Source organism: Duganella margarita (assembly GCF_009857535.1).
Classification (GTDB): domain Bacteria; phylum Pseudomonadota; class Gammaproteobacteria; order Burkholderiales; family Burkholderiaceae_D; genus Rugamonas; species Rugamonas margarita.
In genome coordinates this window covers 379897-405543 of record NZ_WWCS01000004.1, presented here as the reverse complement: position 1 = coordinate 405543, position 25647 = coordinate 379897, and the positions used below count along the sequence as shown (strand labels likewise).

Here is a 25647-nt window from a genome sequence, read left to right as displayed (position 1 = left end):
CGGGGATACACCATGTTTGTCGCGGACCGCGCACCTTCCTTGAAAACCGTGCTGCTTGCCACTGGCGTCGTGCTGACGATGGCGATGGGCGTGCGCCACGGTTTCGGCTTCTGGATGCAGCCGATTTCCCAGGCCCACGGCTGGACGCGCGAGACCTACTCGCTGGCGCAAGCCATGCAGAACCTGATGTGGGGCGCCATCGGCCCGTTCGCCGGCATGGCGGCGGACCGCTTCGGCACCATGCGCGTGGTGCTGGTCGGCGCTGTCAGCTACGCCGCCGGCCTGTTCTGGATGGCGATGGTCAAAGATCCTACCTTGTTCGTGCTGGGCACCGGTCTGTTTATTGGCCTGGGCCTGGCGTGTACCGCGTTCGGCGCGGTCAGCGGCATCATCGGCCGCGTGGCGCCGGCGGAAAAACGCTCGTGGGCGTTCGGCATCTCCGGCGCAGCCGGTTCGCTGGGCCAGTTCATGCTGATGCCGATCGAGCAGCAACTGATCTCCGCAGTCGGCTGGCAGAACGCCTTCTACATACTTGGCGCCTTGCTGGTGGCGCTGATGGTGCCGATGGCTTTCTATCTGCGCGAACCGGCGGTGACGCATGCTCACGGCCCGCAGCAAAGTATCCGAGAAGCCGCCGCCGAGGCATTGGGCAACCGCTCCTTCCTGCTGCTGGTGGCCGGCTATTTTGTATGCGGTTTCCAGCTGGTGTTCATCGGCGTGCACATGCCGGCGTATTTGAAGGACAAGGGGATTTCAAATCCTGGCGTCGCCGTGATGGCGCTGGCCTTGATTGGACTGTTCAATATCTTCGGTTCGTACTACGCCGGCAAGCTGGGTGGACGCCTGCCCAAGCGCTACCTGCTGTCGGCGATTTACTTCGCGCGCGCCTTGGCGATTACGCTGTTCCTGCTGGCGCCATTGATGCCGATCACGGTCTATCTGTTTGCGGCGGCGATGGGCGTGTTGTGGTTGTCGACGGTGCCACTCACCAATGGCATCATTGCCGGCGTGTTCGGCGTGAAGCATATGTCGATGCTGGCCGGGATCGTGTTCTTCTCGCACCAGCTGGGCAGCTTCCTTGGCGTTTGGCTGGGCGGCTATCTGTACGCGTTGCAGGGCAATTACGACGTCGTGTGGGGCATCACCATCGCGCTGGGCGTGATGGCGGGGCTGGTCAACCTGCCGATCAACGAGCGCCCGCTGGCGCGCATGCAGGCGGCATGATGAAAACCTGGCTGCTGCGCGCCGCCATCGCCATTGTGCTGGCGCTGGTGTTCGCGGCTTACTTGCGGCCGGATTTTGTGGCGGATGTCGCCAACCGGATTTACCTGTGCTTCTAGCCAGCGTCATTCCCGCGCAGGCGGGAATCCATGCTGAGCCTGCGTTCTATGGACTCGCGCCTGCGCGGGAGTGACGGTATCAGACCTTGAGGAATTCTTCGCGGCCGCCTAGCCAGCGGGCCAGGTGAGCTTCAACGGTGGCGGCTTTTTCCGGGGTGTTGGCGTGCAGGAGATCGTGGGCGACGTCGCGTGCCTGGTCCACCAGCCAGCTATCGGTTTCCAGGTCGGCGAAGCGCAGCATGGCCTGGCCGGATTGGCGGGCGCCGAGGAATTCTCCGGGTCCGCGTATCTCCAGATCGCGGCGGGCGATTTCAAAACCGTCGGTGGTTTCGCGCATCGTCATCAGGCGCTGCTTGGCGATCTGGCCCAGCGGGCTTTGATACAGCAGCAAACACACCGACGCCGCCGAGCCCCGGCCCACGCGGCCGCGCAACTGGTGCAGCTGCGACAGGCCGAAACGCTCGGCGTGTTCGATCACCATCAGCGACGCATTCGGCACGTCGACGCCGACTTCAATCACCGTGGTGGCCACCAGCACCTGCATTTCGTTGGCGATGAAGGCGTCCATCACTTCCTGTTTTTCCGCCGTCTTCAGGCGACCGTGTACCAGACCAATATTCAGGTCCGGCAGCGCTTCGGCCAGCAGCGCGTGGGTGTCGGTGGCGGTTTGCAGTTGCAGCGCTTCCGATTCTTCAATCAGCGGGCAGACCCAGTAGACCTGACGGCCTTCCTGCGCCGCCGCATGCACACGCTCGATCACTTCGTCGCGGCGATTCTGGTCGATGGTGCGGGTGACGATAGGACTGCGGCCCGGCGGCAGTTCGTCGATGACCGAGACTTCCAGGTCGGCGTAGTAGGTCATCGCCAGCGTGCGCGGGATCGGCGTGGCGGACATCATCAGCTGGTGCGGCACTTCGCCTTCGTTGCCTTTGTTGCGCAGCACGAGGCGCTGGCCGACGCCAAAGCGGTGCTGCTCGTCGACGATCACCAGCCCGAGATTCTCGAAGGTCACCACGTCTTGCAGCAGCGCGTGCGTGCCCACCACCAGCCGCGCTTCGCCGGATTCGATCAGGTCATAGGCCGCCTGCTTGTCCTTTTTCTTCAAGCTGCCGCTCAACCAGGCGACTTTCACGCCCAGAGGCTCCATCCAGGCGGCGATCTTGCGGAAGTGCTGTTCGGCCAGGATCTCGGTCGGCGCCATCAGCGCGGCCTGGTAGCCGCTGTCAATGGCCTGTGCCGCCGCCAGCGCGGACACCACGGTCTTGCCGCTGCCTACATCGCCTTGCAGCAGACGCTGCATCGGGAACGGCTGGCGCAGGTCGGCGCGGATTTCGTTCAGCACTTTTTGCTGGGCGTTGGTCAGCTTGAACGGCAGGCCGGCCTGGAAGCGTTCGGACAGTGCGCCGATCACCATCAGCGCCGGCGATCCTTTCAGGCGGCGCGCACGCTGCGCGCGTTTCAGCGACAGCTGCTGCGCCAGCAGCTCGTCAAATTTCACCCGTGTCCAGGCGGGATGCGAGCGGTCGGCCAGCGCGTGGTTGTCCACCTCCTGCGGCGGATAGTGCAGCAGCTTCACCGCCGGTTCCAGGTCGGACAACTGCAATTGCGCGCGCAGCGCGGCGGGCAGGGTGTCGCTCCAGTCCACGCGCGTCATGGCGTCGCGGATGGCTTTGCGCAGCACCGGCTGCGACAGGCCTTCACCGGATGGATACACCGGCGTCAGCGACGTTGGCAGCGGCGCGCCCTCATTGACCACTTTATAGGCCGGGTGCACCATCTCGGCGCCGAAGAAGCCGTGTTTCAACTCGCCGCGCGCGCGTATCCGCGTGCCCTCGGCCAGCTGCTTGACCTGGCTGCCGTAGAAATTCATGAAACGCAGCTGCAAATCGCCGGTGCCGTCGCTGATATGCACTAATAATTGTCGTCTTGGCTTGTAGGCGATCTCGTTTTTTACAACAACGCCCTCAACTTGGGAGGTGTCGCCGCCGTGCAGGCGTGCTTCTTCGATGGTGATGACCTGGGTTTCGTCCTCGTAGCGCATGGGTAGGTGCAGCACCAGGTCCATATCGGTGTGCAAGCCCAATTTGGCCAGTTTGGCCTCTGCGCTGACGGTTTTTTTAGCAGTTTTAGACGGTGAAACAGGCATATGGCGTAAAATAGAGGGTTGGCCGCCGCTATTGTAAGGCCTACCGTATTTTTGTTTAACAGAGTCCGCACATGTATTCGCTTTCCGATTTCGATTTTAACTTGCCGCAAGAGCGTATTGCGCAATTCCCGCTGCCTGACCGCAGCGCTTCCCGTCTGCTGCATCTGGACGGTGAGCAGATTATCGACCGCCAGTTCGCCGATATTCTCGATCTGCTGCAGCCGGGCGACCTGCTGGTGATGAACAATACCCGCGTGCTGAAGGCGCGTTTCTTCGGCATGAAGGAAAGCGGCGGCAAGGTCGAGGCGCTGGTGGAACGCGTGCTGGATAACCGCACCGTGCTGGCCCAGGTGCGCGCTTCGCGGTCGCCGCTGGCCGGTACTAAAATGCGCCTGGCGGACGCCTTTGACGTCACTGTCGGCGAGCGCGCCGGCGAGTTCTTCACGCTGCATTTCGATGCCGACGTGTTCGACCTGATCGAAGCCCACGGCCGCCTGCCGCTGCCGCCGTACATTGAGCACGATGCCGATTCATTCGACGAGAACCGCTATCAGACAGTGTTCAACAAGGTGCCGGGCGCGGTGGCCGCGCCGACCGCCGGCCTGCACTTCGACGAGCCGCTTCTGGAAAAGCTGAAAGCCAAGGGCGTCAACTTCGCCTACGTCACGCTGCACGTCGGCGCCGGCACCTTCCAGCCGGTGCGTCACGAAAAGCTGGCCGATCACCAGATGCATACCGAGTGGTACACCATGCCGCAGGAAACCGTGGATGCGGTGCGCGCCACGCGCGCCGCCGGCCGCGATGTGGTGGCGGTGGGCACTACCAGCCTGCGCGCGCTGGAATCGGCCTCGCAGGGCGGCCAGCTGGAAGCGGGTAGTGCGGATACGGCGTTGTTCATCACGCCTGGCTACCAGTTCAAGACCGTCACGCGCCTGATCACCAATTTCCACCTGCCGAAGTCGACGCTGCTGATGCTGGTGTCGGCCTTCGCCGGCTATGAAGAGATCCGCAAGGCCTACGCCCACGCGATCGCCAATGAATACCGCTTCTTCAGCTACGGCGACGCCATGCTGCTGACGACGAACAATAAGGAATAAGCAATGTTGGAATTTAAGCTGCACAAGACGGACACCACCGGCGTGACCAAGGCCCGCCGTGGCGAAGTCAAGCTGAACCACGGCGTGGTGCAAACGCCGATCTTTATGCCGGTGGGCACCTATGGCTCGGTCAAGGCGATGTCGCCGCTGGAGCTGAAGGAAATCAACGCCCAGATCATCCTCGGCAACACCTTCCACCTGTGGCTGCGTCCGGGTAATGACGTCATGGCCAAGTTTGGCGGCCTGCACGACTTCATGGGCTGGGACAAGCCGATCCTGACCGATTCCGGCGGCTTCCAGGTGTTTTCGCTGGGCGCGATGCGCAAGATTACCGAAGAGGGTGTGCACTTCAACTCGCCGATCAATGGCGACAAGCTGTTCCTGTCGCCGGAAGTATCGATGCAGATCCAGCGCGTGCTCAATTCCGACATCGTCATGCAGTTCGACGAATGCACGCCGTATGAAATCGACAAGCGCCCGGCTACGCTGGACGAAGCCGCCAAGTCGATGCGCATGTCGTTGCGGTGGGCCCAGCGTTCGCATGACGAATTCCATCGCGGCGAGAACCCGAACGCGCTGTTCGGCATCGTCCAGGGCGGCATGTTCGAGAACCTGCGCGATGAATCGCTGGCCGGCCTGGAGGAAATAGACTTCCCGGGCCTGGCCATCGGCGGCCTGTCGGTCGGCGAGCCGAAGGAAGACATGATGCGCATCTTGCAACACGTCGGCCCGAAACTGCCGGCCAACAAGCCGCACTACCTGATGGGCGTGGGTACGCCGGAAGACCTGGTGGCCGGCGTCTCCAACGGCGTTGACATGTTCGACTGCGTGATGCCGACCCGGAACGCCCGCAACGGCTGGATCTTCACCCGCTACGGCGACATCAAGATCAAGAACGCGCGTTACAAGGAAGACAAGGAGCCGTTCGATCCGACCTGTTCCTGCTACGCCTGCAAGAATTTCTCGCGCGCCTACCACCACCACCTGAACCGCACCCAGGAAATCCTCGGTGCGCGCCTGAATACCATCCACAATCTGCACTATTACCTCGACATCATGCAGCAAATGCGCGATGCGCTGGACGCCGACCGTTTCCCGGCGTGGGTGCAGCAATTCCACGCCGATCGCGCGCGCGGGGTGTAAAAGTCGTAACGCCGTTCTGCCAGTGCTAGAATACAGCGCTGTTTTTTAAACTATAGATATCGGAGTCACCAGTGTCCTTCTTCATTTCCAATGCTTATGCTCAATCCAACCCACTCGAAGCCCTGGGCGGCGGCGGTGGCTTCCTGGGCCAGTATGGTTTCCTGATTCTGATGTTCGTGGCCATGTACTTCCTGATGATCCGTCCTCAGCAGAAGCGCGCCAAGGAACAAAAAGCCATGATGGAAGCGCTGACCAAAGGCGCTGAAGTGGTCACCGCCGGCGGCGTGCTGGGCAAGATCACCAAGATCTCCGACGCCTACGTGACCCTGGAAATCTCCAGCGGCGCCGAGCTGGTGGTGCAAAAGAACTCGATCACGATGGTGCTGCCAAACGGCACGCTGAAAAGCCTGTAATTCCCCCGGGCCCGCGCTTGCGCGGGCCTTTTGACGTCTCCATTGAACGTTAGAGCTATATGAATCGTTATCCAGTCTGGAAATACATAGTGATCGTGGTGGCCATCCTGTTGGGTGCGCTGTACACGGTGCCGAACTACTTCGGTGAATCGCCGGCGGTGCAAGTCACCAGCGGCAAGTCGACCGTCAAGATGAGCTCGGACATGACCGCCAAGGTGGCCGATGTGCTGACCAAGGCCGGCATCGCCAACGACGGCATCGCCTATGACGGCACCGGCAATTACGCCTCGGTACGGGTGCGCTTCGCCACCCCGGACATTCAGTTCCACGCCAAATCGGTGCTGGAAAAGGGTCTCAACACCGATCCGGAAGATCCCACCTACCTGGTGGCGCTGAACCTGCAGGCCGATACGCCGAAGTGGATGCAAAGCCTGCACGCGCTGCCGATGTACCTCGGCCTCGACTTGCGCGGCGGTGTGCACTTCCTGATGCAGGTCGACAGCGAAGGCGTGTTGAGCAAGCGCGTGCAAGGCATGCAGTCGGCCGCCCGCGCGCTGCTGCGTGACAAGAACATCCGTCACGCCGGTATCGACAAGGTCGGCAATACCATCGAAATCAAGTTTCGCGACGATGCCACCCGCCAGAAGGCCAAGGACGTGCTGAACGGCCAGATGGCCGACCTGCTGTTCGCCGATTCCGGCGATGGCAGCGATCTGAAAACGGTGATGAGCCTGAAACCGGCCGCGCTGAAGCAAACCGTCGATGACGGCGTCAAGCAGAACATCGCCACCCTGTCGAAGCGCGTCAACGAGCTGGGCGTGGCTGAGCCGGTGATCCAGCAGCAAGGTCCGGACCGCATCGTGGTTCAGCTGCCAGGCGTGCAGGACGTGGCGCGTGCGCGCGCCGTGATCGGCCGCACCGCGACGCTGGAAGTGCGCATGGTCGACGAGTCGATCACGCCGGGCACCGAACTGTCGGCAGCGATTCCGTTCAACTCGGAATTGTTCACCTCCGGCAAAGCCGTACCAGTGGTGCTGTACAAGGACGTGGTGCTGACGGGTGATTACATCTCCAGCGCCGTGGCCAGCTTCGACAGCAACAACCAGCCGGCCGTGAGCCTGGACCTGAATGGCGACGGCGGCCGCCGCATGCGCGACGCTACCCGCGACCGCGTCGGCAAGAAAATGGCCATCGTGCTGTTCGAGAAGAAGGGCAAGCCGGGCGAAGTGCTGTCGGTGGCTACTGTCCAGTCGGAACTGGGCAGCCGCTTCCAGATCACCGGCATGGGCAACGCGGAAAACGCTGCTGAACTGGCGCTGCTGTTGCGCGCCGGCGCGTTGTCGGCGCCGATGGACATCATCGAAGAACGCACCATCGGCCCTGCACTGGGCGCCGAGAACATCAACAAGGGTATCCACTCGACCATGTACGGCTTCGCGGCCATCGCGATCTTCATGATCGTCTACTACATGATGTTCGGTTTCTTCAGCGTGTTCGCGCTGGCCTGCAACCTGCTGTTCCTGCTGGCGCTGCTGTCGCTGATGCAAGTGACCTTGACCCTGCCGGGCATGGCCGCGATCGCGCTGGCGCTGGGTATGGCGATCGACTCGAACGTGTTGATTAACGAGCGCGTGCGGGAAGAGCTGCGTTCCGGCGCCTCGCCGCAGCAGGCGATTTCCGCCGGCTTCGACCGCGCCTGGGCCACCATTATCGACTCCAACGTCACTACGCTGATCGTCGGCGTGGCGCTGTGGGTGTTCGGCTCCGGTCCGATCCGCGGCTTCGCCGTGGTGCACACGCTGGGTATCCTGACCTCGATGTTCTCCGCCGTGTTTGTTTCGCGTGGCGTGGTCAACCTCTGGTACGGCCGCAAGAAAAAGCTGCAATCGATCGCCATCGGTACCGTTTGGGTACCGGGTCAGAAATAACCAGGGGCACTGAGCATGGAATTTTTCCGCATTAAAAAAGACATTCCGTTCATGCGCCACGCGCTGGTGTTCAACGCCATTTCGGCGTTGACCTTCGTCGCAGCCGTGTTCTTCCTGATCACCCGTCCGCTGAACTTCTCCGTGGAGTTCACCGGCGGCACCGTGATGGAGTTGAAATACAAGGACGCGGCCAACCTGGAACGGATCCGCCACACGCTGGAAAGCATCGGCTACGAGCAGCCTGAAGCCACCGGCTTCGGCACCGCGCACGACGTGATGTTGCGTCTGCCGGTAGTGAAGGGCATCACCTCCAACGCCGCTTCGGCCAAGGTGTACGATGCGCTGTGCAAGGCCGAAAGCGGCGCCATGAAGCAGATCGACACCGTGACCGCCAAGGGCGAGCACGTGGTCAAGCAGGCTTGCTCCGACGCCGCCGGCGCCGAGCTGGTCGGTTTGCAGAAGGTGGAATTCGTCGGCCCGCAGGTGGGCGACGAGCTGGCCCAGAACGGCCTGAACGCGCTGGTAATGGTGATTATCGGCGTGATGATCTACCTGGCCGTGCGCTTCGAGTGGAAATTCGCGGTCGCCGCGATTATCGCCAACTTGCACGACGTGGTGATCATTCTCGGCTTCTTCGCCTTCTTCCACTGGGAATTCTCGCTGACCGTGCTGGCCGGTATCCTGGCGGTGCTGGGCTACTCGGTCAATGAGTCGGTGGTGATTTTCGACCGGATCCGCGAAAACTTCCGCAAGCAGCGCAAGGCGTCGGTGCATGAAGTGATCGACAACGCGATCACCTCGACCATCTCGCGCACCATCATCACCCACGGCTGTACGCAGATGATGGTGCTGTCGATGCTGTTCCTGGGCGGTCCGACGCTGCACTACTTCGCGATGGCGCTGACCATCGGTATCTGCTTCGGTATTTACTCGTCGGTGTTCGTGGCCGCCGCAGTCGCCATGTGGCTGGGCGTGAAGCGCGAAGACCTGATCAAGCCGATCAAGGAAAAAGACGAAACGGATGGCGCTGTAGTGTAAATCAGTGTTGTCAAATTGCTAGTAGAATCCCCCTGTGCACTTTTGCCTGGGGGATTTTTTTTTATGGGTTATCGATTACTGGCCGGCCTGCTGCTGTGCTGTTCCGCGCAGGCGGCCGAGCTGCCCTGGGATTTGAGCTACCAGTCGGCGCTGCGCGATCACCCGATCGCGGACAATGAGTTCATGCGCATCTGGCCGCAGCAGCATCCGCAGCGGCCGATCCATGACAGGCTGGCGGCCTACAAGGGCGAGCCGATCGAAGCGTCGCTGCTGATCGAGCGGCCGGATATCCATGCCGGCGATGCGCAGGCGACATGGTTCATCGTCACCCGCAGCGGCGCGCAGGCCTGCCCGTTCCATCCGCAATTGCTGAAGCAGCCGTGCCAGACGCTGGACCGCGAGCGGGTGCAGAACGCCATCCGCCAGATCATGCTCACGCCCGATCCGCGTCCGCCAGCCGGGCAGGGCACCGTGGGTGACGCTAACTACTTCGGCCAGGGCAAGCCGGTGCTGATGAATTACATGGCCTATCTGAGCGCCTACATCGACGGCAAGGTGTTGCAGCGCCCGGTCAGCCTGGCGGAACTCGATCCGGCTGCGCAGGGGCCGGAGGCGGGCCGGCTGGTGGCGATCTTGCAGCGCGCGGTGGCGGCCGATGGCGTTGCGGCCGCGCGGCCGGTGGCGTCGGAGCCGGCCGTCGCCACCGAGGTTGAGGATGAAAAGGAACGCAAGGCGCGCAGCGCGCTGATCGAGGAGGTGCAGGGCTATCTAATCAAGTCCGACTACAAGAAGCTGGATGCGCTGCGCAACAAGCTGCTCAAGTCGCAGGAGCGCACGCCCAGCGGCGTGTGGAAGCTGGCGATCTTCTATAACCAGCTCAAGGAATTCCCCGGCCGCAGCCGCGAGCCGGAGTACTGGGTCAAGAGGGAAGCGGGCGCCAAGGCCTGGGAAAAGCAGGCGCCGACGTCCGGCGCGGCGCGCATCTTCCACGCTTACGTGCTGCTGGCGCGCGGCCTGTCCTATCGCGGCAACGGCTTCTACAACACAGTTCCCAGGGAAGACATCAAGCGCTTGCTGGCCGCGATCGACGAGGGTAACGCGGTGCTGTTCTACGCGGAGAAGCAGCTGCTCAAGGACAAAGACCCGGAACTGTTCCGCGTCCGCATGACGCTCACGCCGTGGAGCGACAACTTCCGCGCGCTGAGCAACCGCACGGCGCTGGACAAGGCCATCGCGCTGTATCCCGATTATCACGAGACATACTTCACGGCGGCGCTGTATGGCAGCGCGATGTGGCATGCGTCTCCGGACGAAATCGACGAAATCGCCCGGCGCGGCAGCAGGGCCGGCGGCGCCGATGCGGCCGCGATGTATGCCCGCGTCTACTGGTACGCCAACCGCGACGTCTACGAGGACAAGCTGTTCGACGACCCGGCCAGCCCGGTGGACTGGGACACGATGAAGACCAGCTTCGAAGCATTGGTGGCGCGTTATCCGGACGCCTGGAACCTCAACGCCTACGCCAGCTTCGCCTGCCAGGCGCGCGACTATCCGACCATGGACGCGGTGCTGCGCCGCGCCGGCGACAAGCGCGTCTACCAGACCTGGCGCAACGGCGAAGGGGGCTACGCCGACTGCCTGACCCACAGCAGCGAGCCGCGCGTGCGCCCGGCCGCCGCCGACATCCGCAAGCGCGAAGACACGCTGTATCGCGGCCTGCTGTATTTCGCCAGCGCGGTCGCGCGCAAGCAGGGCTATATGGAAGAATCGCTGCGCGCGCTGGACAAGGCGGAAGCGATCGGCATGCGCATCTACACCGGCGGCCCGAATATGCCGCTGTACTACCACCGCGCGCGGGCGCTGCTGGCGCTCAAGCGCTACAACGAAGCGGTGACGGCGCTGACCACCGGCCTGCCGCACCAGCCGGATTATTTCGAAGCGTATTACTATCGCGGCCTGGCCTACGAAGGTCTCGGCCGGCTAGACGAAGCGCAGCGCGATTTCGAACAGGCGGGATCATTGTTGCAAAAGCTCAAGCGCGAGGGCAAGCTGGTCTTCACCGGCACCGACGAGCAGAAAGCGCTGTACCGCGCGGAGATGGACAAAATGGTGGCCAAGTTCAAGCAGTACAACGTGCAGGCGCCGCAGATCGACCTGTAATTGCACCACTTCTGTGCGGGCCGCTGGCATGAGGATTGCATGTTTTTCTGATCTCGGCACAGGAGGCAACGCATGCAAGCTACTTTACAGAAGACGCTGGGCACGTTTCAACTTTGGGGCATCGCGGTTGGCCTGGTGATCTCGGGCGAATATTTCGGCTGGAGTTATGGCTGGGCCTCCGCCGGCACGCTGGGCTTCACCGTGACGGCGCTGTTCATTGCTGCGATGTACACCGCGTTCATCTTCAGCTTTACCGAACTGACCACCTCCATTCCGCACGCCGGCGGCCCGTTCGCCTACAGCAAGCGCGCCTTCGGACCGCTGGGCGGCTATCTGGCCGGCGCCGCCACGCTGATCGAATTCGTGTTTGCGCCACCGGCGATTGCGCTCGCCATCGGCGCCTATCTCAATGTGCAGTTCCCGCAGGTCGAGCCGAAGACGGCGGCGGTGTGCGCTTACCTGGTCTTCATGACGCTGAATATCCTCGGGGTGCAGATTGCTGCCACCTTCGAACTGCTGGTGACGCTGCTAGCGATCTTTGAACTACTGGTGTTCATGGGCGTGGTCGCGCCGGGATTTTCGGCGGCGAACTTCGTCAAGGGCGGCTGGTCAGGACAGGACGCCTTCACGCTGGCGGCGATTCCCGGCATGTTCGCGGCGATTCCGTTTGCCATCTGGTTCTTTCTGGCGATTGAAGGTGTGGCGATGGCGGCGGAGGAAGCGCGCGATCCACAGCGCTCGGTGCCGATCGCCTACATCGCCGGGATTGCGACGCTGGTGCTGCTGGCGCTGGGCGTCATGGTGTTTGCCGGCGGCGCCGGCGACTGGACCAAGCTGGCCAACATCAACGATCCGCTGCCGCAGGCGATGAAGCTGATCGTCGGTGAGCACAGCGGCTGGCTGCACATGCTGGTGTGGCTTGGCCTGTTTGGTTTGATCGCGTCCTTCCACGGCATCATTCTGGGTTACTCGCGGCAGATTTATGCGCTGGCGCGAGAGGCGTATCTGCCGTCGTACTTCGCCAAAATCCATCCGCGCTTCAAGACACCGCATCGCGCCATCCTGGCCGGCGGCGTGGTGGGCATCGCCGCCATCTATAGCGATCAGCTGATTACTCTGGGCGGGCAGACGCTGACGGCGAATATCGTGACGCTGTCGGTGTTCGGCGCGATCACCATGTACATCATCAGCATGCTGGCGCTGTTCAAGCTGCGGCGGGATGAGCCGGCGATGGCGCGGCCGTTCCGCGCGCCATGCTATCCGTTTTTCCCGGCCGTCGCACTGGTGGGAGCGCTGGTCTGCATGGCGACCATGATCTATTACAATGGGCTGATCTTCTGTGTGTTTGTGGTGATGCTGTTGCTGGGTTATGGCGTTTTCCGAAGGGACCGTGATGGGCTACTCGCACCAGGTCGGCAGTAAGACCTATTCGTTCCGCGATCTGAAGGATGTGATGGCGAAGGCGACGCCTGCGCGCTCGGGCGACTATCTGGCCGGTGTGGCGGCCGGCAGCGCCGAGGAGCGCGTCGCTGCGCAGATGGCGTTGGCCGAGCTGCCGCTGTCTGCGTTCCTTAACGAGGCGCTGGTTCCGTACGAAGAGGACGAGGTGACGCGGCTGATCGTCGATACGCACGATGCGGCTGCCTTCGCGCGCGTGGCGCATCTGACGGTGGGCGACTTCCGCAACTGGCTGTTGAGCGATGCGGCCGATGGCGTCGCGCTGACTGCGCTGGCGCCGGGCTTGACGCCGGAGATGGTGGCGGCGGTGTCCAAGATTATGCGCGTTCAGGATCTGGTGCTGGTGGCGCGCAAGTGCAGCGTGGTCGCGCGCTTTCGCAATACGATTGGGCTGGCGGGATGCATGTCGACGCGCTTGCAGCCGAATCATCCGACCGACGACGCCAGCGGCATTGCGGCCAGTCTGCTTGATGGCCTGTTGTACGGCAGCGGCGATGCGGTGATCGGCATCAATCCGGCCACGGACAATGTGCCGCAGGTGATCAAGCTGGTGTCGATGCTGGACGAGATCATTGCGCGTTATGCGATTCCGACCCAGTCCTGCGTGCTGACGCACGTGACCAACACCATTGCGACCATCGAGCGTGGCGCGCCGGTGGATCTGGTGTTCCAGTCGATTGCCGGCACCGAGGCGGCGAATGCGGGTTTCGGCGTGACGCTGTCGCTGCTGGAAGAGGCGCGCCAGGCGGCGCTGTCGCTCGGGCGCGGCACCGTCGGCAACAATGTGATGTATTTCGAGACGGGGCAGGGCAGTGCGCTGTCGGCCAATGCGCATCATGGCGTTGATCAGCAGACCTGCGAGGCGCGCGCATATGCGGTGGCGCGGCGCTTCCAGCCGCTGCTGGTCAACTCGGTGGTGGGTTTCATCGGGCCGGAGTATCTGTATGACGGCAAGCAGATTGTGCGCGCGGGGCTGGAGGATCATTTCTGCGCCAAGCTGCTTGGTTTGCCGATGGGGTGTGATGTCTGCTACACCAATCATGCGGAGGCGGATCAGGATGATATGGATGTGCTGTTGACCATGCTGGGGGCGGCCGGCGGCACTTTTGTCATGGGCGTGCCGGGATCGGATGACATCATGTTGAATTATCAGAGTACTTCGTTCCATGATGCGCTGTATGTGCGGCGCGTGCTGGGACTGAAACCGGCGCCGGAGTTTGATGCTTGGTTGCAGGCGATGGGTATCGTTACCGGCGATGCGCGCTTTACTTTGGCGGATGCTTTGCCACCGGCTTTCAACAAGGCCTTGCTGCGGTTGGCGGCGCATGGATAAGCCGGTGACCAGCAATCCGTGGGGCGCGCTGCGGCAGTTCACGGCAGCGCGGATTGCGCTGGGGCGTAGCGGCGTCAGTCAGCCGACGGCGCCGCAACTGGAGTTCCAGCTGGCGCATGCGCGTGCCCGCGATGCCGTGCATCTGGCGCTTGATCCGGTGGCGCTGGGCGAGGCGCTGCATGCCGCCAGCGGCTTGCCGTGTGTAAGCCTGCATAGCGCCGCGCCGGACCGCAACACCTACCTGCAACGCCCGGATCTCGGCCGCCGCCTGGACGACGCCTCGCGCGTCAAGCTGGCCGCCGCCGCCACGCCGGCCGTCGCTGCCACCACGACCACGCCGGCCGACGCCGACCCTGCCGCCGCCGATGCGGTCACCGCGACGACGCCCGCCGCTGCCATCGCGCCCGCCACGCCTTCTGCCGCCGGCGCCCGCTACGACCTCGCGCTGGTGGTTGCCGATGGCCTGTCGGCGCTGTCGATTGAACAGAACGCTGTGCCGCTGATTCGCGCGTTGCTGGCTCGCCTGTCGGCCGAGCAGTGGCGCCTGGCGCCGATCACCATTGTGCAGCAAGGCCGCGTCGCCATCGGCGATGAAATTGCCCACCTGCTCGATGCGCAAGCGGTGGTGGTGCTGATCGGCGAACGTCCCGGCCTCAGCTCCCCGGACAGCATGGGCCTCTACCTCACCTGGGCGCCGCGCCCCGGTCTCACCGACGCCAGTCGCAACTGCATCTCGAATGTCCGCCCGGCGGGCTTGACCTGCGACGCGGCAGCGTTCAAGCTGCACTACCTGTTGTCCGAAGCGCGCCGCCGCCAGCTATCCGGCGTTGCACTGAAAGACGAAACCGCGAACGAGAGCGCCGACCTGGAGGCGCCACGGCGCAATTTCCTGTTGGAGTGAACGTGTTAGTGAAGCGCGCATCATGAGCCGCACCGGCCGCCTTTTCATGCTGATGGACGCCATGCGCGGCTATCGACGTCCCGTCACCGCCGCCCGTCTGGCCGAACAGCTGGGCGTTTCCGAGCGCACCATCTATCGCGACATCCAGACCCTTACCGGCCTCGGCGCACCGCTGGCCGGCGAGGCCGGCGTCGGCTACATGCTCAAGCCCGGCTTTTTCCTGCCGCCGCTGATGTTCGGCGCCGACGAGCTGGAAGCATTGGTGCTCGGCGCGCGCTGGGTACGTCGTCAAGGCGACGAGGCGCTGGCCCACGCCGCCAGCAACGCGCTGGCCAAGATCGCCGCCGCCACGCCGAAAGACCTGCGCGACGACATGGCCGACACCAGCCTGTGGGTGCCGATCGGTCCCGACCGGCAAGCCGCCAGCGACATCCACGTGCGTCCGGTACGCGAGGCGATCCGCTACCAGCACCGGCTGCGCATGGCGTATTGTGACGAGCAGGGCGCGCCGTCGGAGCGGGTGGTGTGGCCGTTCGCGCTGGCCTTCTTCGAGGGCAAGCGCCTGCTGGCCGCGTGGTGCGAATTGCGGCTGGCGTTCCGCCATTTCCGCATCGACCGCATTGCGGCGGCGGAGTCGATGCAGGAGCGCTATCCGGCGCGCCGGCACGAACTGCTGAAAACCTGGCGCGCCGAACACAATATCAGCGACGACTCCTGACAAAAACTGTCGCGGCCTGGATTTACGATGCAGTTCTCAACCACTCAACGGAGACTGCACCATGCGCTTGTATCACCACCCAATGTCGACCTGTTCCCGCCGCGTGATGCTGGCCGCCCTGCACATGGGCACGCCGCTGGAACTGACCGAAGTCAGCCTGTTGAGCCCGGACGACCGCCGCCGCCTGGTCGCGCTTAATCCCAACAACAAGCTGCCGGTGCTGCATGACGGCGAGTTCTCGCTGACCGAGTCGTGCGCCATCATGCAATACCTGGCCGACCGCACCCACGGGCAAACGCTTTATCCGGATAACATCCTGGTGCGCGCCGACATCAACCGCTGGATGTTCTGGGCAGTGCAGCACTTCGCGCCGCCGATCAGCGTGTTTTGCTTCGAGCACATCTGGAAAGGATTGATCGGCAAGGGCGGCCCGGATGCCGCGGAGCTGGAACGCGCCGGCCTGCAGGTGGCGCAGTTCGCCGCTGTGCTGGAACAGCATCTGTCCAGCCGCGAGTGGATCGTCGGCGACACGCTCACCCTGGCGGACCTGGCGATCGCGCCGTCACTGACTTACCTTCAGCAAGCCAAGCTGCCGTTGACGCAATATCCCAAGCTGCTGGCGTGGTTCGGCCGGGTAACGGAACTGGAAGCCTGGAAACACACGATGCCGGTATGGTGATTGCACAAAGCACGCGCTTATGTGAACTGGCGCACAGAGCGGGACGGTCATGCGCAGTATTCTTGAACTGTCTCCTCTGGAGGAGATCCCTAGTTTTGGACTTTGCCCGCTGCCCAGCGGGCTTTTTTTTTTACAGCATCAGCACTGCGTACAGCGACTGCACGTCCTGCGCCGACTCGGTCATGATGGCGTGCAGCGTGCCGTCGCCGACCACGAAGTCGATGGTGCGCGCGCCTTGCAAGGTGGTGGCGCCGGGCCGCTGGTACAGCGGCGAATGCACCGGCGACAGGTCGTTGGCCAGCAGCAGCGTGTCGCCCAGCGTTTCCGGCGGCAGCGCGCGCAGCCCGACCCACATCGATTCGATCGCCTTGAACACGCTGTCCGGTACGCCCAGGTGGGTCATGACGCCGCGGCCGATCTCGATTTCGCCATGCTCGACCCAGTCCTCAGGCTCGCCGTCCATTACCTCCGGATAGTCGCCGGCGCAGGACAGCATGTAAAACCCGGCCACCTCGTGCATGATGCCCGCAAACAGCGCCGTATCCGGATCAACGTGGGTGACGCGGCGCGCGATCACCTGCGCCAGCGCGGCCACGTGGGCGGTATGCTCCCACAGCTGGTTGATCTTGGCGGCCAGCGCCGGTTCGGTGACCTGGCTGCCGATCTGGCGCACGATCAGCGCCGCCACCAGCGATTGCAGGGTGCGCACGCCAAGGCGTTGCACTGCCGCGCGCACGCTGGAGATTTCGGTACCGGAACGGTTGTAGGCGACCGAGTTGGCAATCGCCACGCTACGCGCGGCCAGCAGCGGGTCTGCCTGGATCAGCTGGGCAGCTGATTCGATGTGACAATCGGGATCGTTCAGCGCCTGCTGCAAGCGCAGCGAGGCGTTGACGTTGGCCGGGAAGGTGAGTTCCCCCCGGCTCGCTTGAGCGGCGATGGTCTTGAAGGCGTCGAGTCTGTCCATTGTCAAAAATTATACTCGGAATATTGCCCTGTGGAACTTTTCCAGGTATTACTTTTTCAGACGTCTTTTTCCGCCCACAGGCTACTTTGGTTATTGCTCGCTGAAGATGGCGTCGCAGCCTTCCAGCGGTTCGTCGGTGTCCTGCAGCTCATCGCTCAGGCCCAGGTCGAACAGTTCCTCGACCGCGTTCATGAAGCTGTTGTGGGTGGAGGCGCCGATCAGGCGGTAGATTTCGCCGTCGGCATTGCGCACGCCGACGATCAGGGCTTCCTGGCGCACTTCGTCCGCAGGCGCCACGTCCAGCAACAGGTTGGCGATGATGTGTTTGTCGAATTTGGCAGGTTTAATGCCGTCCAGCAGAGAGGTTTTCAAATCTATTTCCTTGGTGTTTTAGTCGCAATCGCGGCGCGATGGGGCGGGCTCCGTCTGACCGGCCATGATCACAGTTTTAAGTTCGGACAGCGTTTTTTCAAGGCGCGCAAAGTCGTCGTCGGTGTAGGCCGCAAACATTTTGCCGCTGTGGGCGATGACTTCCGGGAACACGGTACAGAAGGTCCGTTCGCCCTCCGGGGTCAGTCGCACAAAGAAAGAACGCTTGTCGCAGTCGTTGCGCTGACGTTCGACCAGGCCTTTTTGCTCCAGCCGTTCGATCACCCCGGTCAGGGTCCCCTTGGTGATCAGCGTCTTGTCGCCCAGTTCTTTATAGGACATGCCGGGCGTATTGCCCAGCGTGGCGATAATGTCGAACTGCGCGTGCGTCAAGCCGCTCCGGCGCACGTATTCGCCGGAGAGCCGTTCATAGCCTTGCATGCATTCAGCCAGTAGCCGGATGCTTTTCAAGTATCGTTCACCCATAAGACGTGATTATAGCCGCTTCGCATCCGGCTTTCCGGCGGGGTACACTATGCCAAACGTCAAGATTGATAAGAATAGCCGATGTCCTTTGCAAATTTATCCAGCCTCGCCCAGCAGCACCCCTTGCGCATGCTGCTGGTCAACGCCGGCGAGGCGGACGCCATTACCTGGGCGGGACTGGTGCAGCCGCTGCGCCTGGCCGCCGCCCAGCTGGGGCGCGAGGTGCTGCAACTGGAGACCATGACGCCGGCCCAGGTGGTGCTGGCCCAGCCCGGCTGGCATCTGGCCCTGCTGGTGGCGGATGAACAGCAAACGCCGCTGCCGCCCGAGCAGTGCCGCGCCGTCATCGAGCGCTGCCGTTCGGCCGAATACTGGGGCGGCGTCGGCGCCGGCGTGCTGTGGCTGGCCCGGGCCGGGCTGATGGCGGGCGTGCGCATCGCGCTGCCGTGGGCGCTGTACGCGGATACCGAAGACATCACCGAGCGCGCCATCCTGACCCCGCACCTGTTCGAGCTGGATGGCCGCCACCTGAGCTGCTGCGGCGGCGCCGCCTCGATCGACTTCGCGCTGACGCTGATCGGGCAACTGTTCGGCGCCAGCATCCAGGCCACCGTCAAGGAAAGCTTGTGCGTGGAGCGCGTGCGCGGGCCGGAAGAGCGCCAGCGGGTGGCCTTGCAGGCCCGCTTCGGCGCCTTGCAGCCGCGCCTGTCGGAAGCGGTGACCTTGATGGAGACCAATATCGAGGAACCGCTGTCGACCGACGACATCGCCAACTTGGTCGGCCTGTCGCGGCGCCAGCTGGAGCGGCTGTTCAAGCAATACCTGGGCAGCCTGCCGTCGCGCTACTACCTGGAATTGCGGCTGCAACGGGCCCGCCAGCTATTGCTGGACACCAATCATTCGATCGTGCAAGTGGGGTTGATGTGCGGCTTTTCGTCCGGCTCGCACTTCTCCACCGCCTTTGGCGCGCTGTTCGGCAACACCCCGCGTGAAGAGCGCCAGCGCAAATTGCAATCTTAGATCCCCGGAGTGTTGTTCTGATAAGTTTACTTTGCGGCCAAAAGTAAAAATTCTTGTCGCCATTTGAAAAGAACTTTAGCATCCCGGTTTTTATAATGGGTCCACGCGGCGTTGTGCCGCGCATGACCCACATATTGATAGGGAATGCCATGAATGCCAAAGTAGATACGACCGCTCTCAACCGTCCTGTGACCCGTCAGACCTTTGACGAAGTCCTGGTGCCGACTTACGCACCGGCAGCGATGGTTCCGGTCCGAGGCTCGGGTCTGGACCTGTGGGACCAGACTGGCAAGCACTACCTGGACTTCACTTCCGGCATCGCCGTGGCCGCGCTGGGCCATTGCAACCCTATCGTGGTCGAGGCGCTGACCCGCCAGGCCAACACCCTGTGGCACCTGGGCAATGGCTACACCAATGAGCCCGTGCTGCGCCTGGCCCTGGCGCTGACCGAAGCCACCTTCGCCGACCGCGCCTTCTTCTGCAACTCCGGCGCTGAAGCCAATGAAGCGGCGCTGAAGCTGGCCCGTAAATACGCGCACAGCAAGTTCGGTCCGCAGAAATCGCGCATCATCTCGTGCTACCAGTCGTTCCACGGCCGCACGCTGTTTACCGTGTCGGTCGGCGGCCAGTCGAAGTACACCGAAGGCTTCGAGCCGCTGCCACCGTCGATCGACCACATCACCTACAACGATATCGAGTCGGCCCGCGCCGCCATCGGTGACGACGTCTGCGCCGTGATCGTTGAGCCGCTGCAAGGCGAAGGCGGCGTGGTGCCGGGCGACAAAGCCTTCCTGCAAGAACTGCGCGACCTGTGCAACAAGACCGGCGCTTTGCTGATCTTCGATGAAGTGCAATGCGGCATGGGCCGCACCGGCGACCTGTTCCACTACATGACGTATGGCATCACCCCCGACATCCTGACCTCGGCCAAGGCGCTGGGCAACGGTTTCCCGATCGCCGCCATGCTGACCACCCACGAACTGGCGGCCACGCTGAACGTCGGCTCGCACGGCACCACCTACGGCGGTAATCCGCTGGCGACCACCGTGGCGCTGGCGGTGCTGGAAACTGTCAATCAGCCAGCCTTCCTGGCGCGCGTGAAGGAAGCCGGCAACAAGCTGCGTTCGACCATGGAAAAGCTGATCGGCGACTACCCGCAAGTGTTCACGCAGGTGCGCGGCGCCGGCCTGCTGCTGGGCATCGTGGTGACCGATGCGTGGAAAGGCCGCTCGAAGGATATCCAGAAAGCCGCGGAAGCCAACGGCATGATGGTGCTGATCGCCGGCATGGACGTGGTGCGCCTGGCGCCGGCGCTGATCGTCAGCGACGAACAGATCGCCGAAGCGGACCGCATCCTGCGCCTGTCGCTGGATGGCCTGCTGAAAGCTTAAGTACCACTATTGCCGTCATTCCCGCGCAGGCGGGAATCCATAGAACGCGGCCGTTGTGGCTCAGTATGGATTCCCGCTTGCGCGGGAATGACGTTTTTACGTTCACTAAGGAGTTTTTATGTATGTAGTCCGTCCGGTCGAACTTGCGGATATTGCAGCGCTTGAGGCGCTGTCCGCAGTCCCTATGCCGGGAGTGCATACCTTGCCCAAGACGCGCGAAAAAATCCGCGCCATGGTCGAACTGTCGATCGCCTCCTTCGCCGCGCATGTCGACATCCCGAGCGAGGAGGGCTACCTGCTGGTGCTCGAATCGCAGGCCGACAAACAGATCGTCGGCACCGCCGCCATGTTTGCCGCCGCCGGCTCCAACGGCACCTATTTCTCCTTCCGCAACGACGTGATCCAGCAGGTTTCGCGTGACCTCAACATCAGCCACAGCGTGCACGCGCTGACGCTGTGCTCCGAGCTGACCGGCTACTCGCAGCTGTCGTCCTTCTTTGTCGGCGAGCGCGAACACGGCACGCCGGAAGCGGCGCTGCTGTCACGCGCGCGTCTGATGTTCGCGGTGCTGGCGCCGCACCGCTTCTCGGAACGCTTCTTCGTACCGCTGGCCGGCGTCACCGACAGCGAAGGCGGCTCGCCGTTCTGGGATGCGTTGGGCCGCAAATTCTTCCAGATGGATTTCCTCGACGCCGAACGCACCATCGGCGGCGCGCGTAACCGCACGCTGATCGTCGAACTGATGCCGCACTATCCGGTCTACGTGCCGCTGCTGCCGGGCGACGCGCAGGCCGCGATGGGCCAGATCCATCCATCGGGCGAGCTGGCGTTCAACCTGCTGACCGCCGAAGGCTTCGAGGCTGACGACTACATCGACATCTTCGACGGCGGCCCGATCCTGCAGGCGCACAAGAATTCGCTGCGCACCTTTACCGGCGCGCTGCAACGCCGCGTTTCCACGTCGGTCGAGACGCCGGACCGCGGCCGCGAGCCGCAGCTGCGCTACGCCGTGTCGTCCGGGTCCGAACATGACTTCCGCGCCGTCATCACGCATTGTCCGGCGCTGGAATCGCAACTCAGCGTAGCGTTGTCCCTGGATGTACAGGACGCGCTGCATGTCGCCGAAGGCGATACCGTCATCTGCGTCCGAATATAAAAACGAGAAAACCTATGCTAGTTGTACGCGCAATCCAAGCCACCGACCTCGATGCCCTGTACGTGATGGCCACCCAGGTAGGCAGCGGCATGACCACGCTCAAGCCGGACATGAAGATGATGGGCGACCGCCTGAACATCGCCGTGGCCTCGTTTGCCGAAACCATCCCGCCGGAACAGCGCGACTACATGTTCGTGATGGAGGATACCGACAGCGGCCGCCTGGCCGGCGTGTGCGCCATCAAGGGCTCGGTGGGATTGACCGAACCGTTTTACAACTACCGCATCGGCACGCTGGTGCACTCCAGCCGCGAGCTGGATGTGTTCACCCGCATGGACACGCTGTACCTGTCGAATGACCTGACCGGCAGCACCGAACTGTGTTCGCTGTTCCTGCACCCGGACTACCGCACCGGCAACAACGGCAAGCTGCTGTCGAAATGCCGTTTCCTGTTCATCGCCCAGTTCCCGCACCTGTTTACCGAAAAGCTGATCGCCGAAATGCGCGGCTACCAGGAGGAGAGCGGCCGTTCGCCGTTCTACGAGGGGCTCGGCCGCCACTTCTTCAAGATGGACTTCGACCATGTCGATGCGCTGACCGCCGTCGGCAAGAAGTCCTTCATCGCCGAACTGATGCCGCGCCAGCCGCTGTATGTGGCCTACCTGCCGGACGACGCGCAGCAAGTCATCGGCAAGGTGCATACGTCCACCGCGCCGGCGCGCCGCCTGCTGGAGCAGGAAGGCATGTACTTCGAAGGCTACGTCGATATCTTCGACGCCGGCCCGGTGCTGCAGGCGCGCGTGTCCGAGCTGCGCGCCATGCGCGACAGCACGCTGGCCGACATCGGCGCGCCGGGCGACGGCGATGCGGCCTGCGCGCCGGAGAGCGTCGCGGCCGAACCTATGCTGGTCTCCAACACCACGCTTAAAGATTTCCGCATGATTTTGTCGCAGGCGATGCCGGTCAACGGCGTCGTCGCCCTGCCGGAAGCGGAGCAGCAGCTCCTGCATTGCCACAGCGGCGACACCGTGCGCACCTTGACTCTCAATCCGAGGAAGAACAATGGCTAACTCCGTGGCAAACATCAGCAACTTCATTAACGGCGAATGGATCGCCGGCAGCGGCGCCGAACTGGTGACCATCAATCCGGCCACCGGCCAGCAGACCTGGTCCAGCAACGAATCGACCGCAGTGGATGTGGCGCAGGCCACCACCGCCGCGCGCGCCGCGTTCGACGCGTGGGCATTGGCGCCGCTGGAAGACCGCATCGCCGTCTGTACCCGCTTCCGCGACCTGCTCAAGCAGGACGCCGAAGAGCTGGCGCTGCTGATCTCCGAAGAAGTGGGCAAGCCGCTGTGGGAGTCGCGCACGGAAGTGGCCACCATGGCCAACAAGATCGATATCTCGGTGCAGGCCTACGGCGCCCGCACCGGCGAATCGCACAACAAGGTGGCCGATGGCGAAGCGGTGCTGCGTCACCGTCCGCACGGCGTGTTCGGCGTGTTCGGTCCATATAACTTCCCCGGCCACCTGCCGAATGGTCACATCGTGCCGGCGCTGATCGCCGGGAACACGCTGGTGTTCAAGCCAAGTGAATATGCACCGCGCACAGCCATCAAGACCGTGCAGCTGTGGGAAAAGGCCGGCCTGCCGTACGGCGTGCTGAATCTGGTCAACGGCGGCCGCGAAACCGGCATCGCGCTGGGCCAGAGCAAGCTGCTGGATGGCGTGCTGTTCACCGGCAGCTGCCAGACCGGCACCGCGCTCCACAAACAATTCGGCGGGCAGCCGGGCAAGATGCTGGCGCTGGAAATGGGCGGCAACAACCCGCTGGTGATCTGGGACGCCAAGGAAATCGACGCCGCCGTGTTCATGGCGATTTCGTCGGCCTTTATCTCGGCCGGCCAGCGCTGCACCTGCGCGCGCCGTCTGATCCTGCCGACCGGCGCGGCCGGCGACGCCATCGTCGCGCGCCTGGTCGATGTGGCCAGCCGTTTGACGGTCGGCGCGTCCGACGCCGAACCGGCGCCGTTCATGGGCCCAGTGGTATCGGCCGCTGTCGCCAGGCGCCTGGTGCAGGCGCAGGCCGATCTGGTCGCGCGCGGCGGCAAGCTGCTGCTGGAGATGAAACACCTGGACGTCAACAGCGGCTTCGTCTCGGCCGGCATCGTCGACGTCACCGACGCCAAAGGCATTCCGGACGAAGAGTGGTTTGGCCCTCTGCTGCAAATCATCCGCGTGGCGGACTTTGAAAGCGCCATCGACGCCGCCAACAACACCGCCTTCGGCCTGGCTGCGGCGCTGATCTCCAACGACGAAAAGCTGTGGAAGATTTTCCAGGTGCGCGCACGCGCCGGCATCGTCAACTGGAACCGCCCAACCACCGGCGCCGCCAGCAGCGCGCCGTTCGGCGGCGTGGGCCAGTCGGGCAATCACCGTCCAAGCGCGTACTACGCGGCGGACTACTGCGCCTATCCGGTCGCATCGATCGAGAACAACGTACTTGAAATGCCTGCGAAGCTTTCGCCGGGCATGCACTTCTAAAAAAGGCAGCACCTCATGTCCGCACGCGAATTCAACTTCGACGGCCTGGTAGGCCCATCGCACAACTACGCCGGCCTGTCGTTCGGTAACGTCGCCTCGTTCAGCAACGTCAAGAGCGCCTCCAATCCCAAGCTGGCCGCGCTGCAAGGCCTGGCCAAGATGCGCGCGCTGGCGGCACGCGGCTTCGGCCAGGCGCTGCTGCCGCCGCAGGACCGTCCGAACTTCCGCCTGCTGCGCAGCATCGGCTTCACCGGCACCGACGCCGAGGTGCTGGCCAAGGCGGCGAAAGAGTCGCCGGTGATCCTGGCGTGCGCATATTCGGCCTCGCCGATGTGGACCGCGAATGCGGCCACCGTGAGCCCGTCGGCCGACAGCGCCGATGGCCGCACGCACTTCACCGCCGCAAACCTGAACAACAAGCTGCATCGCGCCTTTGAACACGAGCAGTCGGCGCGTGCGCTGCGCGCCATCTTCAAGGATGAAAAACACTTCGCCGTGCACGACGCGCTGCCAGGCACGCCGGCCTTTGGCGATGAAGGCGCGGCCAATCACACGCGTTTGTGCAAGGATCACGGCAGCAGCGGCGTCGAGATGTTCGTCTACGGCCGCACCGAGTTTGACGCTTCCGCACCGGCGCCGAAGAAGTACCCGGCGCGCCAGACGCTGGAAGCTTCGCAAGCGGTGGCGCGGCTGCATGGCCTGTCGGCCGGGCGCACCGTCTACATCCAGCAGAATCCGGACGTCATCGATCAGGGCGTGTTCCATAACGACGTGATCGCGGTAGGTAACGCCAATGCCCTGTTCTACCACGAGCAGGCATTCGCCGATGAAGCAGGCGCGCTCGATCAGCTGCGTCGCGCACTCGCCGGCGTCGGCGCGGACCTGAACGCGATCCGCGTCGATACGGCGCGTGTGCCGGTGGCCGATGCCGTCGCCAGTTATCTTTTCAACAGCCAGCTGCTGAGCAAGGCCGATGGCAAGATGGCATTGGTGATTCCGCAAGAGTGCCAGGAAGTCGCTTCCGTGGCCGCGTATCTGGACGGCCTCGTGGCGGGCGGCAGCGCGATCGATGAACTGATACATTTCGACCTGCGCCAGTCGATGCGCAACGGCGGCGGTCCTGCGTGCCTGCGTTTGCGCGTGGCGTTGACCGATGCCGAAGCGGCCGCCATGCACCAGGGCGTGGTGATGACCGAGGCGCTGTATCACACGCTGGTGGCGTGGGTGGAAAAACACTACCGCGACCGTCTCGACCCTGCCGATCTGGCAGACCCGCAATTGGCGATAGAAGTGCATAATGCGTTGGAGGAGCTGAGCCGCATTCTGGGGCTGCCAGGACTCTACGATTTTTGATAATAAA

The 25647-nt window shown here is 63.3% G+C and carries 22 protein-coding genes; 18 read left to right on the top strand and 4 right to left on the bottom strand.

Annotated elements, in window-relative coordinates; translation table 11 throughout:
* Positions 1-12: 12 nt before the first annotated feature.
* Positions 13-1224 carry an MFS transporter gene (locus tag GTP55_RS09020; RefSeq protein WP_161044591.1) on the top strand — a complete coding sequence of 404 codons (1212 nt, stop codon included), beginning with the start codon at positions 13-15 and terminating at the stop codon, positions 1222-1224.
* A gap of 195 nt (positions 1225-1419) precedes the next feature.
* Here GTP55_RS09020 and recG read toward each other — a convergent pair whose 3' ends face one another.
* Positions 1420-3486 (bottom strand): ATP-dependent DNA helicase RecG, encoded by a 2067-nt coding sequence (gene recG, locus GTP55_RS09015; protein WP_161044590.1) that lies wholly within the window; start codon positions 3484-3486, stop codon positions 1420-1422.
* 71 nt (positions 3487-3557) lie between these two features.
* Between recG and queA the strand changes: the two genes are divergently transcribed.
* The 11 genes from queA (at position 3558) to GTP55_RS08960 (ending at position 16354) form a co-directional block, all read left to right on the top strand.
* Complete coding sequence (queA, locus tag GTP55_RS09010) at positions 3558-4583, top strand: tRNA preQ1(34) S-adenosylmethionine ribosyltransferase-isomerase QueA (RefSeq protein ID WP_161044589.1); 1026 nt, start codon at positions 3558-3560, stop codon at positions 4581-4583.
* A 3-nt stretch (positions 4584-4586) separates the two neighbouring features.
* Positions 4587-5726, top strand: coding sequence for a tRNA guanosine(34) transglycosylase Tgt (gene tgt / locus GTP55_RS09005; protein ID WP_110845565.1), 1140 nt, complete (start codon positions 4587-4589; stop codon positions 5724-5726).
* Positions 5727-5797: 71 nt separating this feature from the next.
* Positions 5798-6139, top strand: a complete 342-nt coding sequence (yajC, locus tag GTP55_RS09000; protein ID WP_161044588.1) for a preprotein translocase subunit YajC — start codon at positions 5798-5800, stop codon at positions 6137-6139.
* 59 nt (positions 6140-6198) lie between these two features.
* Positions 6199-8067, top strand: coding sequence for a protein translocase subunit SecD (gene secD, locus GTP55_RS08995; protein ID WP_161044587.1), 1869 nt, complete (start codon positions 6199-6201; stop codon positions 8065-8067).
* 15 nt (positions 8068-8082) lie between these two features.
* Entirely contained in the window at positions 8083-9105 is a 1023-nt protein-coding gene (secF, locus tag GTP55_RS08990) for a protein translocase subunit SecF (protein ID WP_161044586.1), read from the top strand.
* Between the two features lie 63 nt (positions 9106-9168).
* Complete coding sequence (locus GTP55_RS08985) at positions 9169-11265, top strand: tetratricopeptide repeat protein (RefSeq protein ID WP_161044585.1); 2097 nt, start codon at positions 9169-9171, stop codon at positions 11263-11265.
* A 72-nt stretch (positions 11266-11337) separates the two neighbouring features.
* A complete protein-coding gene (eat, locus tag GTP55_RS08980; protein ID WP_161044584.1) occupies positions 11338-12687 on the top strand; it encodes an ethanolamine permease in 1350 nt (449 codons plus the stop codon).
* On the top strand, positions 12635-14056 hold the full coding sequence (locus GTP55_RS08975) for an ethanolamine ammonia-lyase subunit EutB (protein WP_308494724.1): 1422 nt from the start codon (positions 12635-12637) through the stop codon (positions 14054-14056). The genes eat and GTP55_RS08975 overlap by 53 nt, the downstream gene beginning before the upstream one ends.
* Positions 14049-14957: an ethanolamine ammonia-lyase subunit EutC gene (locus GTP55_RS08970; RefSeq protein WP_161044583.1), complete on the top strand. Its 909-nt coding sequence runs from the start codon at positions 14049-14051 to the stop codon at positions 14955-14957. The genes GTP55_RS08975 and GTP55_RS08970 overlap by 8 nt, the downstream gene beginning before the upstream one ends.
* Before the next feature lie 22 nt (positions 14958-14979).
* Positions 14980-15675 carry a helix-turn-helix transcriptional regulator gene (locus GTP55_RS08965; protein ID WP_169112046.1) on the top strand — a complete coding sequence of 232 codons (696 nt, stop codon included), beginning with the start codon at positions 14980-14982 and terminating at the stop codon, positions 15673-15675.
* A 61-nt stretch (positions 15676-15736) separates the two neighbouring features.
* Positions 15737-16354, top strand: a complete 618-nt coding sequence (locus GTP55_RS08960; RefSeq protein ID WP_161044582.1) for a glutathione S-transferase family protein — start codon at positions 15737-15739, stop codon at positions 16352-16354.
* A gap of 130 nt (positions 16355-16484) precedes the next feature.
* Here GTP55_RS08960 and GTP55_RS08955 read toward each other — a convergent pair whose 3' ends face one another.
* The 3 genes from GTP55_RS08955 to GTP55_RS08945 all read right to left on the bottom strand — a co-directional run bounded on the left by GTP55_RS08955 (position 16485) and on the right by GTP55_RS08945 (position 18131).
* A complete protein-coding gene (locus tag GTP55_RS08955; protein WP_161044581.1) occupies positions 16485-17321 on the bottom strand; it encodes an HDOD domain-containing protein in 837 nt (278 codons plus the stop codon).
* A 90-nt stretch (positions 17322-17411) separates the two neighbouring features.
* Entirely contained in the window at positions 17412-17693 is a 282-nt protein-coding gene (locus GTP55_RS08950) for a hypothetical protein (protein ID WP_161044580.1), read from the bottom strand.
* Between the two features lie 18 nt (positions 17694-17711).
* Positions 17712-18131, bottom strand: coding sequence for a MarR family winged helix-turn-helix transcriptional regulator (locus GTP55_RS08945; RefSeq protein ID WP_229257830.1), 420 nt, complete (start codon positions 18129-18131; stop codon positions 17712-17714).
* A gap of 126 nt (positions 18132-18257) precedes the next feature.
* Here GTP55_RS08945 and GTP55_RS08940 point away from each other — a divergent pair, with 126 nt between their 5' ends.
* The 6 genes from GTP55_RS08940 to astB all read left to right on the top strand — a co-directional run bounded on the left by GTP55_RS08940 (position 18258) and on the right by astB (position 25640).
* On the top strand, positions 18258-19196 hold the full coding sequence (locus GTP55_RS08940) for a GlxA family transcriptional regulator (protein ID WP_161044578.1): 939 nt from the start codon (positions 18258-18260) through the stop codon (positions 19194-19196).
* Positions 19197-19345: 149 nt separating this feature from the next.
* Positions 19346-20587 carry an acetylornithine/succinyldiaminopimelate transaminase gene (locus GTP55_RS08935; protein WP_161044577.1) on the top strand — a complete coding sequence of 414 codons (1242 nt, stop codon included), beginning with the start codon at positions 19346-19348 and terminating at the stop codon, positions 20585-20587.
* Between the two features lie 118 nt (positions 20588-20705).
* Entirely contained in the window at positions 20706-21743 is a 1038-nt protein-coding gene (locus tag GTP55_RS08930) for an arginine N-succinyltransferase (protein WP_161044576.1), read from the top strand.
* Positions 21744-21757: 14 nt separating this feature from the next.
* Positions 21758-22813, top strand: coding sequence for an arginine N-succinyltransferase (gene astA, locus GTP55_RS08925; protein WP_161044575.1), 1056 nt, complete (start codon positions 21758-21760; stop codon positions 22811-22813).
* On the top strand, positions 22806-24287 hold the full coding sequence (gene astD, locus GTP55_RS08920; RefSeq protein ID WP_202423627.1) for a succinylglutamate-semialdehyde dehydrogenase: 1482 nt from the start codon (positions 22806-22808) through the stop codon (positions 24285-24287). Before astA ends, astD begins: the two co-directional genes overlap by 8 nt.
* A gap of 15 nt (positions 24288-24302) precedes the next feature.
* Positions 24303-25640 carry an N-succinylarginine dihydrolase gene (astB, locus tag GTP55_RS08915; RefSeq protein WP_161044574.1) on the top strand — a complete coding sequence of 446 codons (1338 nt, stop codon included), beginning with the start codon at positions 24303-24305 and terminating at the stop codon, positions 25638-25640.
* Positions 25641-25647: the final 7 nt, after the last annotated feature.

Bases quoted from the DNA above. Each gene is read 5' to 3' on its own strand.
- astD (WP_202423627.1), top strand. From the start codon at position 22,806: ATGGCTAACTCCGTGGCAAACATCAGCAACTTCATTAACGGCGAATGG.
- GTP55_RS08935 (WP_161044577.1), top strand. From the start codon at position 19,346: ATGAATGCCAAAGTAGATACGACCGCTCTCAACCGTCCTGTGACCCGT.
- GTP55_RS08940 (WP_161044578.1), top strand. From the start codon at position 18,258: ATGTCCTTTGCAAATTTATCCAGCCTCGCCCAGCAGCACCCCTTGCGC.
- secF (WP_161044586.1), top strand. From the start codon at position 8,083: ATGGAATTTTTCCGCATTAAAAAAGACATTCCGTTCATGCGCCACGCG.
- queA (WP_161044589.1), top strand. From the start codon at position 3,558: ATGTATTCGCTTTCCGATTTCGATTTTAACTTGCCGCAAGAGCGTATT.
- GTP55_RS08955 (WP_161044581.1), bottom strand. From the start codon at position 17,321: ATGGACAGACTCGACGCCTTCAAGACCATCGCCGCTCAAGCGAGCCGG.
- GTP55_RS08930 (WP_161044576.1), top strand. From the start codon at position 20,706: ATGTATGTAGTCCGTCCGGTCGAACTTGCGGATATTGCAGCGCTTGAG.
- GTP55_RS08975 (WP_308494724.1), top strand. From the start codon at position 12,635: ATGGCGTTTTCCGAAGGGACCGTGATGGGCTACTCGCACCAGGTCGGC.
- GTP55_RS08960 (WP_161044582.1), top strand. From the start codon at position 15,737: ATGCGCTTGTATCACCACCCAATGTCGACCTGTTCCCGCCGCGTGATG.
- GTP55_RS08945 (WP_229257830.1), bottom strand. From the start codon at position 18,131: ATGCAAGGCTATGAACGGCTCTCCGGCGAATACGTGCGCCGGAGCGGC.
- tgt (WP_110845565.1), top strand. From the start codon at position 4,587: ATGTTGGAATTTAAGCTGCACAAGACGGACACCACCGGCGTGACCAAG.
- GTP55_RS08965 (WP_169112046.1), top strand. From the start codon at position 14,980: ATGAGCCGCACCGGCCGCCTTTTCATGCTGATGGACGCCATGCGCGGC.
- GTP55_RS08970 (WP_161044583.1), top strand. From the start codon at position 14,049: ATGGATAAGCCGGTGACCAGCAATCCGTGGGGCGCGCTGCGGCAGTTC.
- eat (WP_161044584.1), top strand. From the start codon at position 11,338: ATGCAAGCTACTTTACAGAAGACGCTGGGCACGTTTCAACTTTGGGGC.
- recG (WP_161044590.1), bottom strand. From the start codon at position 3,486: ATGCCTGTTTCACCGTCTAAAACTGCTAAAAAAACCGTCAGCGCAGAG.
- astB (WP_161044574.1), top strand. From the start codon at position 24,303: ATGTCCGCACGCGAATTCAACTTCGACGGCCTGGTAGGCCCATCGCAC.
- GTP55_RS08985 (WP_161044585.1), top strand. From the start codon at position 9,169: ATGGGTTATCGATTACTGGCCGGCCTGCTGCTGTGCTGTTCCGCGCAG.
- astA (WP_161044575.1), top strand. From the start codon at position 21,758: ATGCTAGTTGTACGCGCAATCCAAGCCACCGACCTCGATGCCCTGTAC.
- secD (WP_161044587.1), top strand. From the start codon at position 6,199: ATGAATCGTTATCCAGTCTGGAAATACATAGTGATCGTGGTGGCCATC.
- GTP55_RS09020 (WP_161044591.1), top strand. From the start codon at position 13: ATGTTTGTCGCGGACCGCGCACCTTCCTTGAAAACCGTGCTGCTTGCC.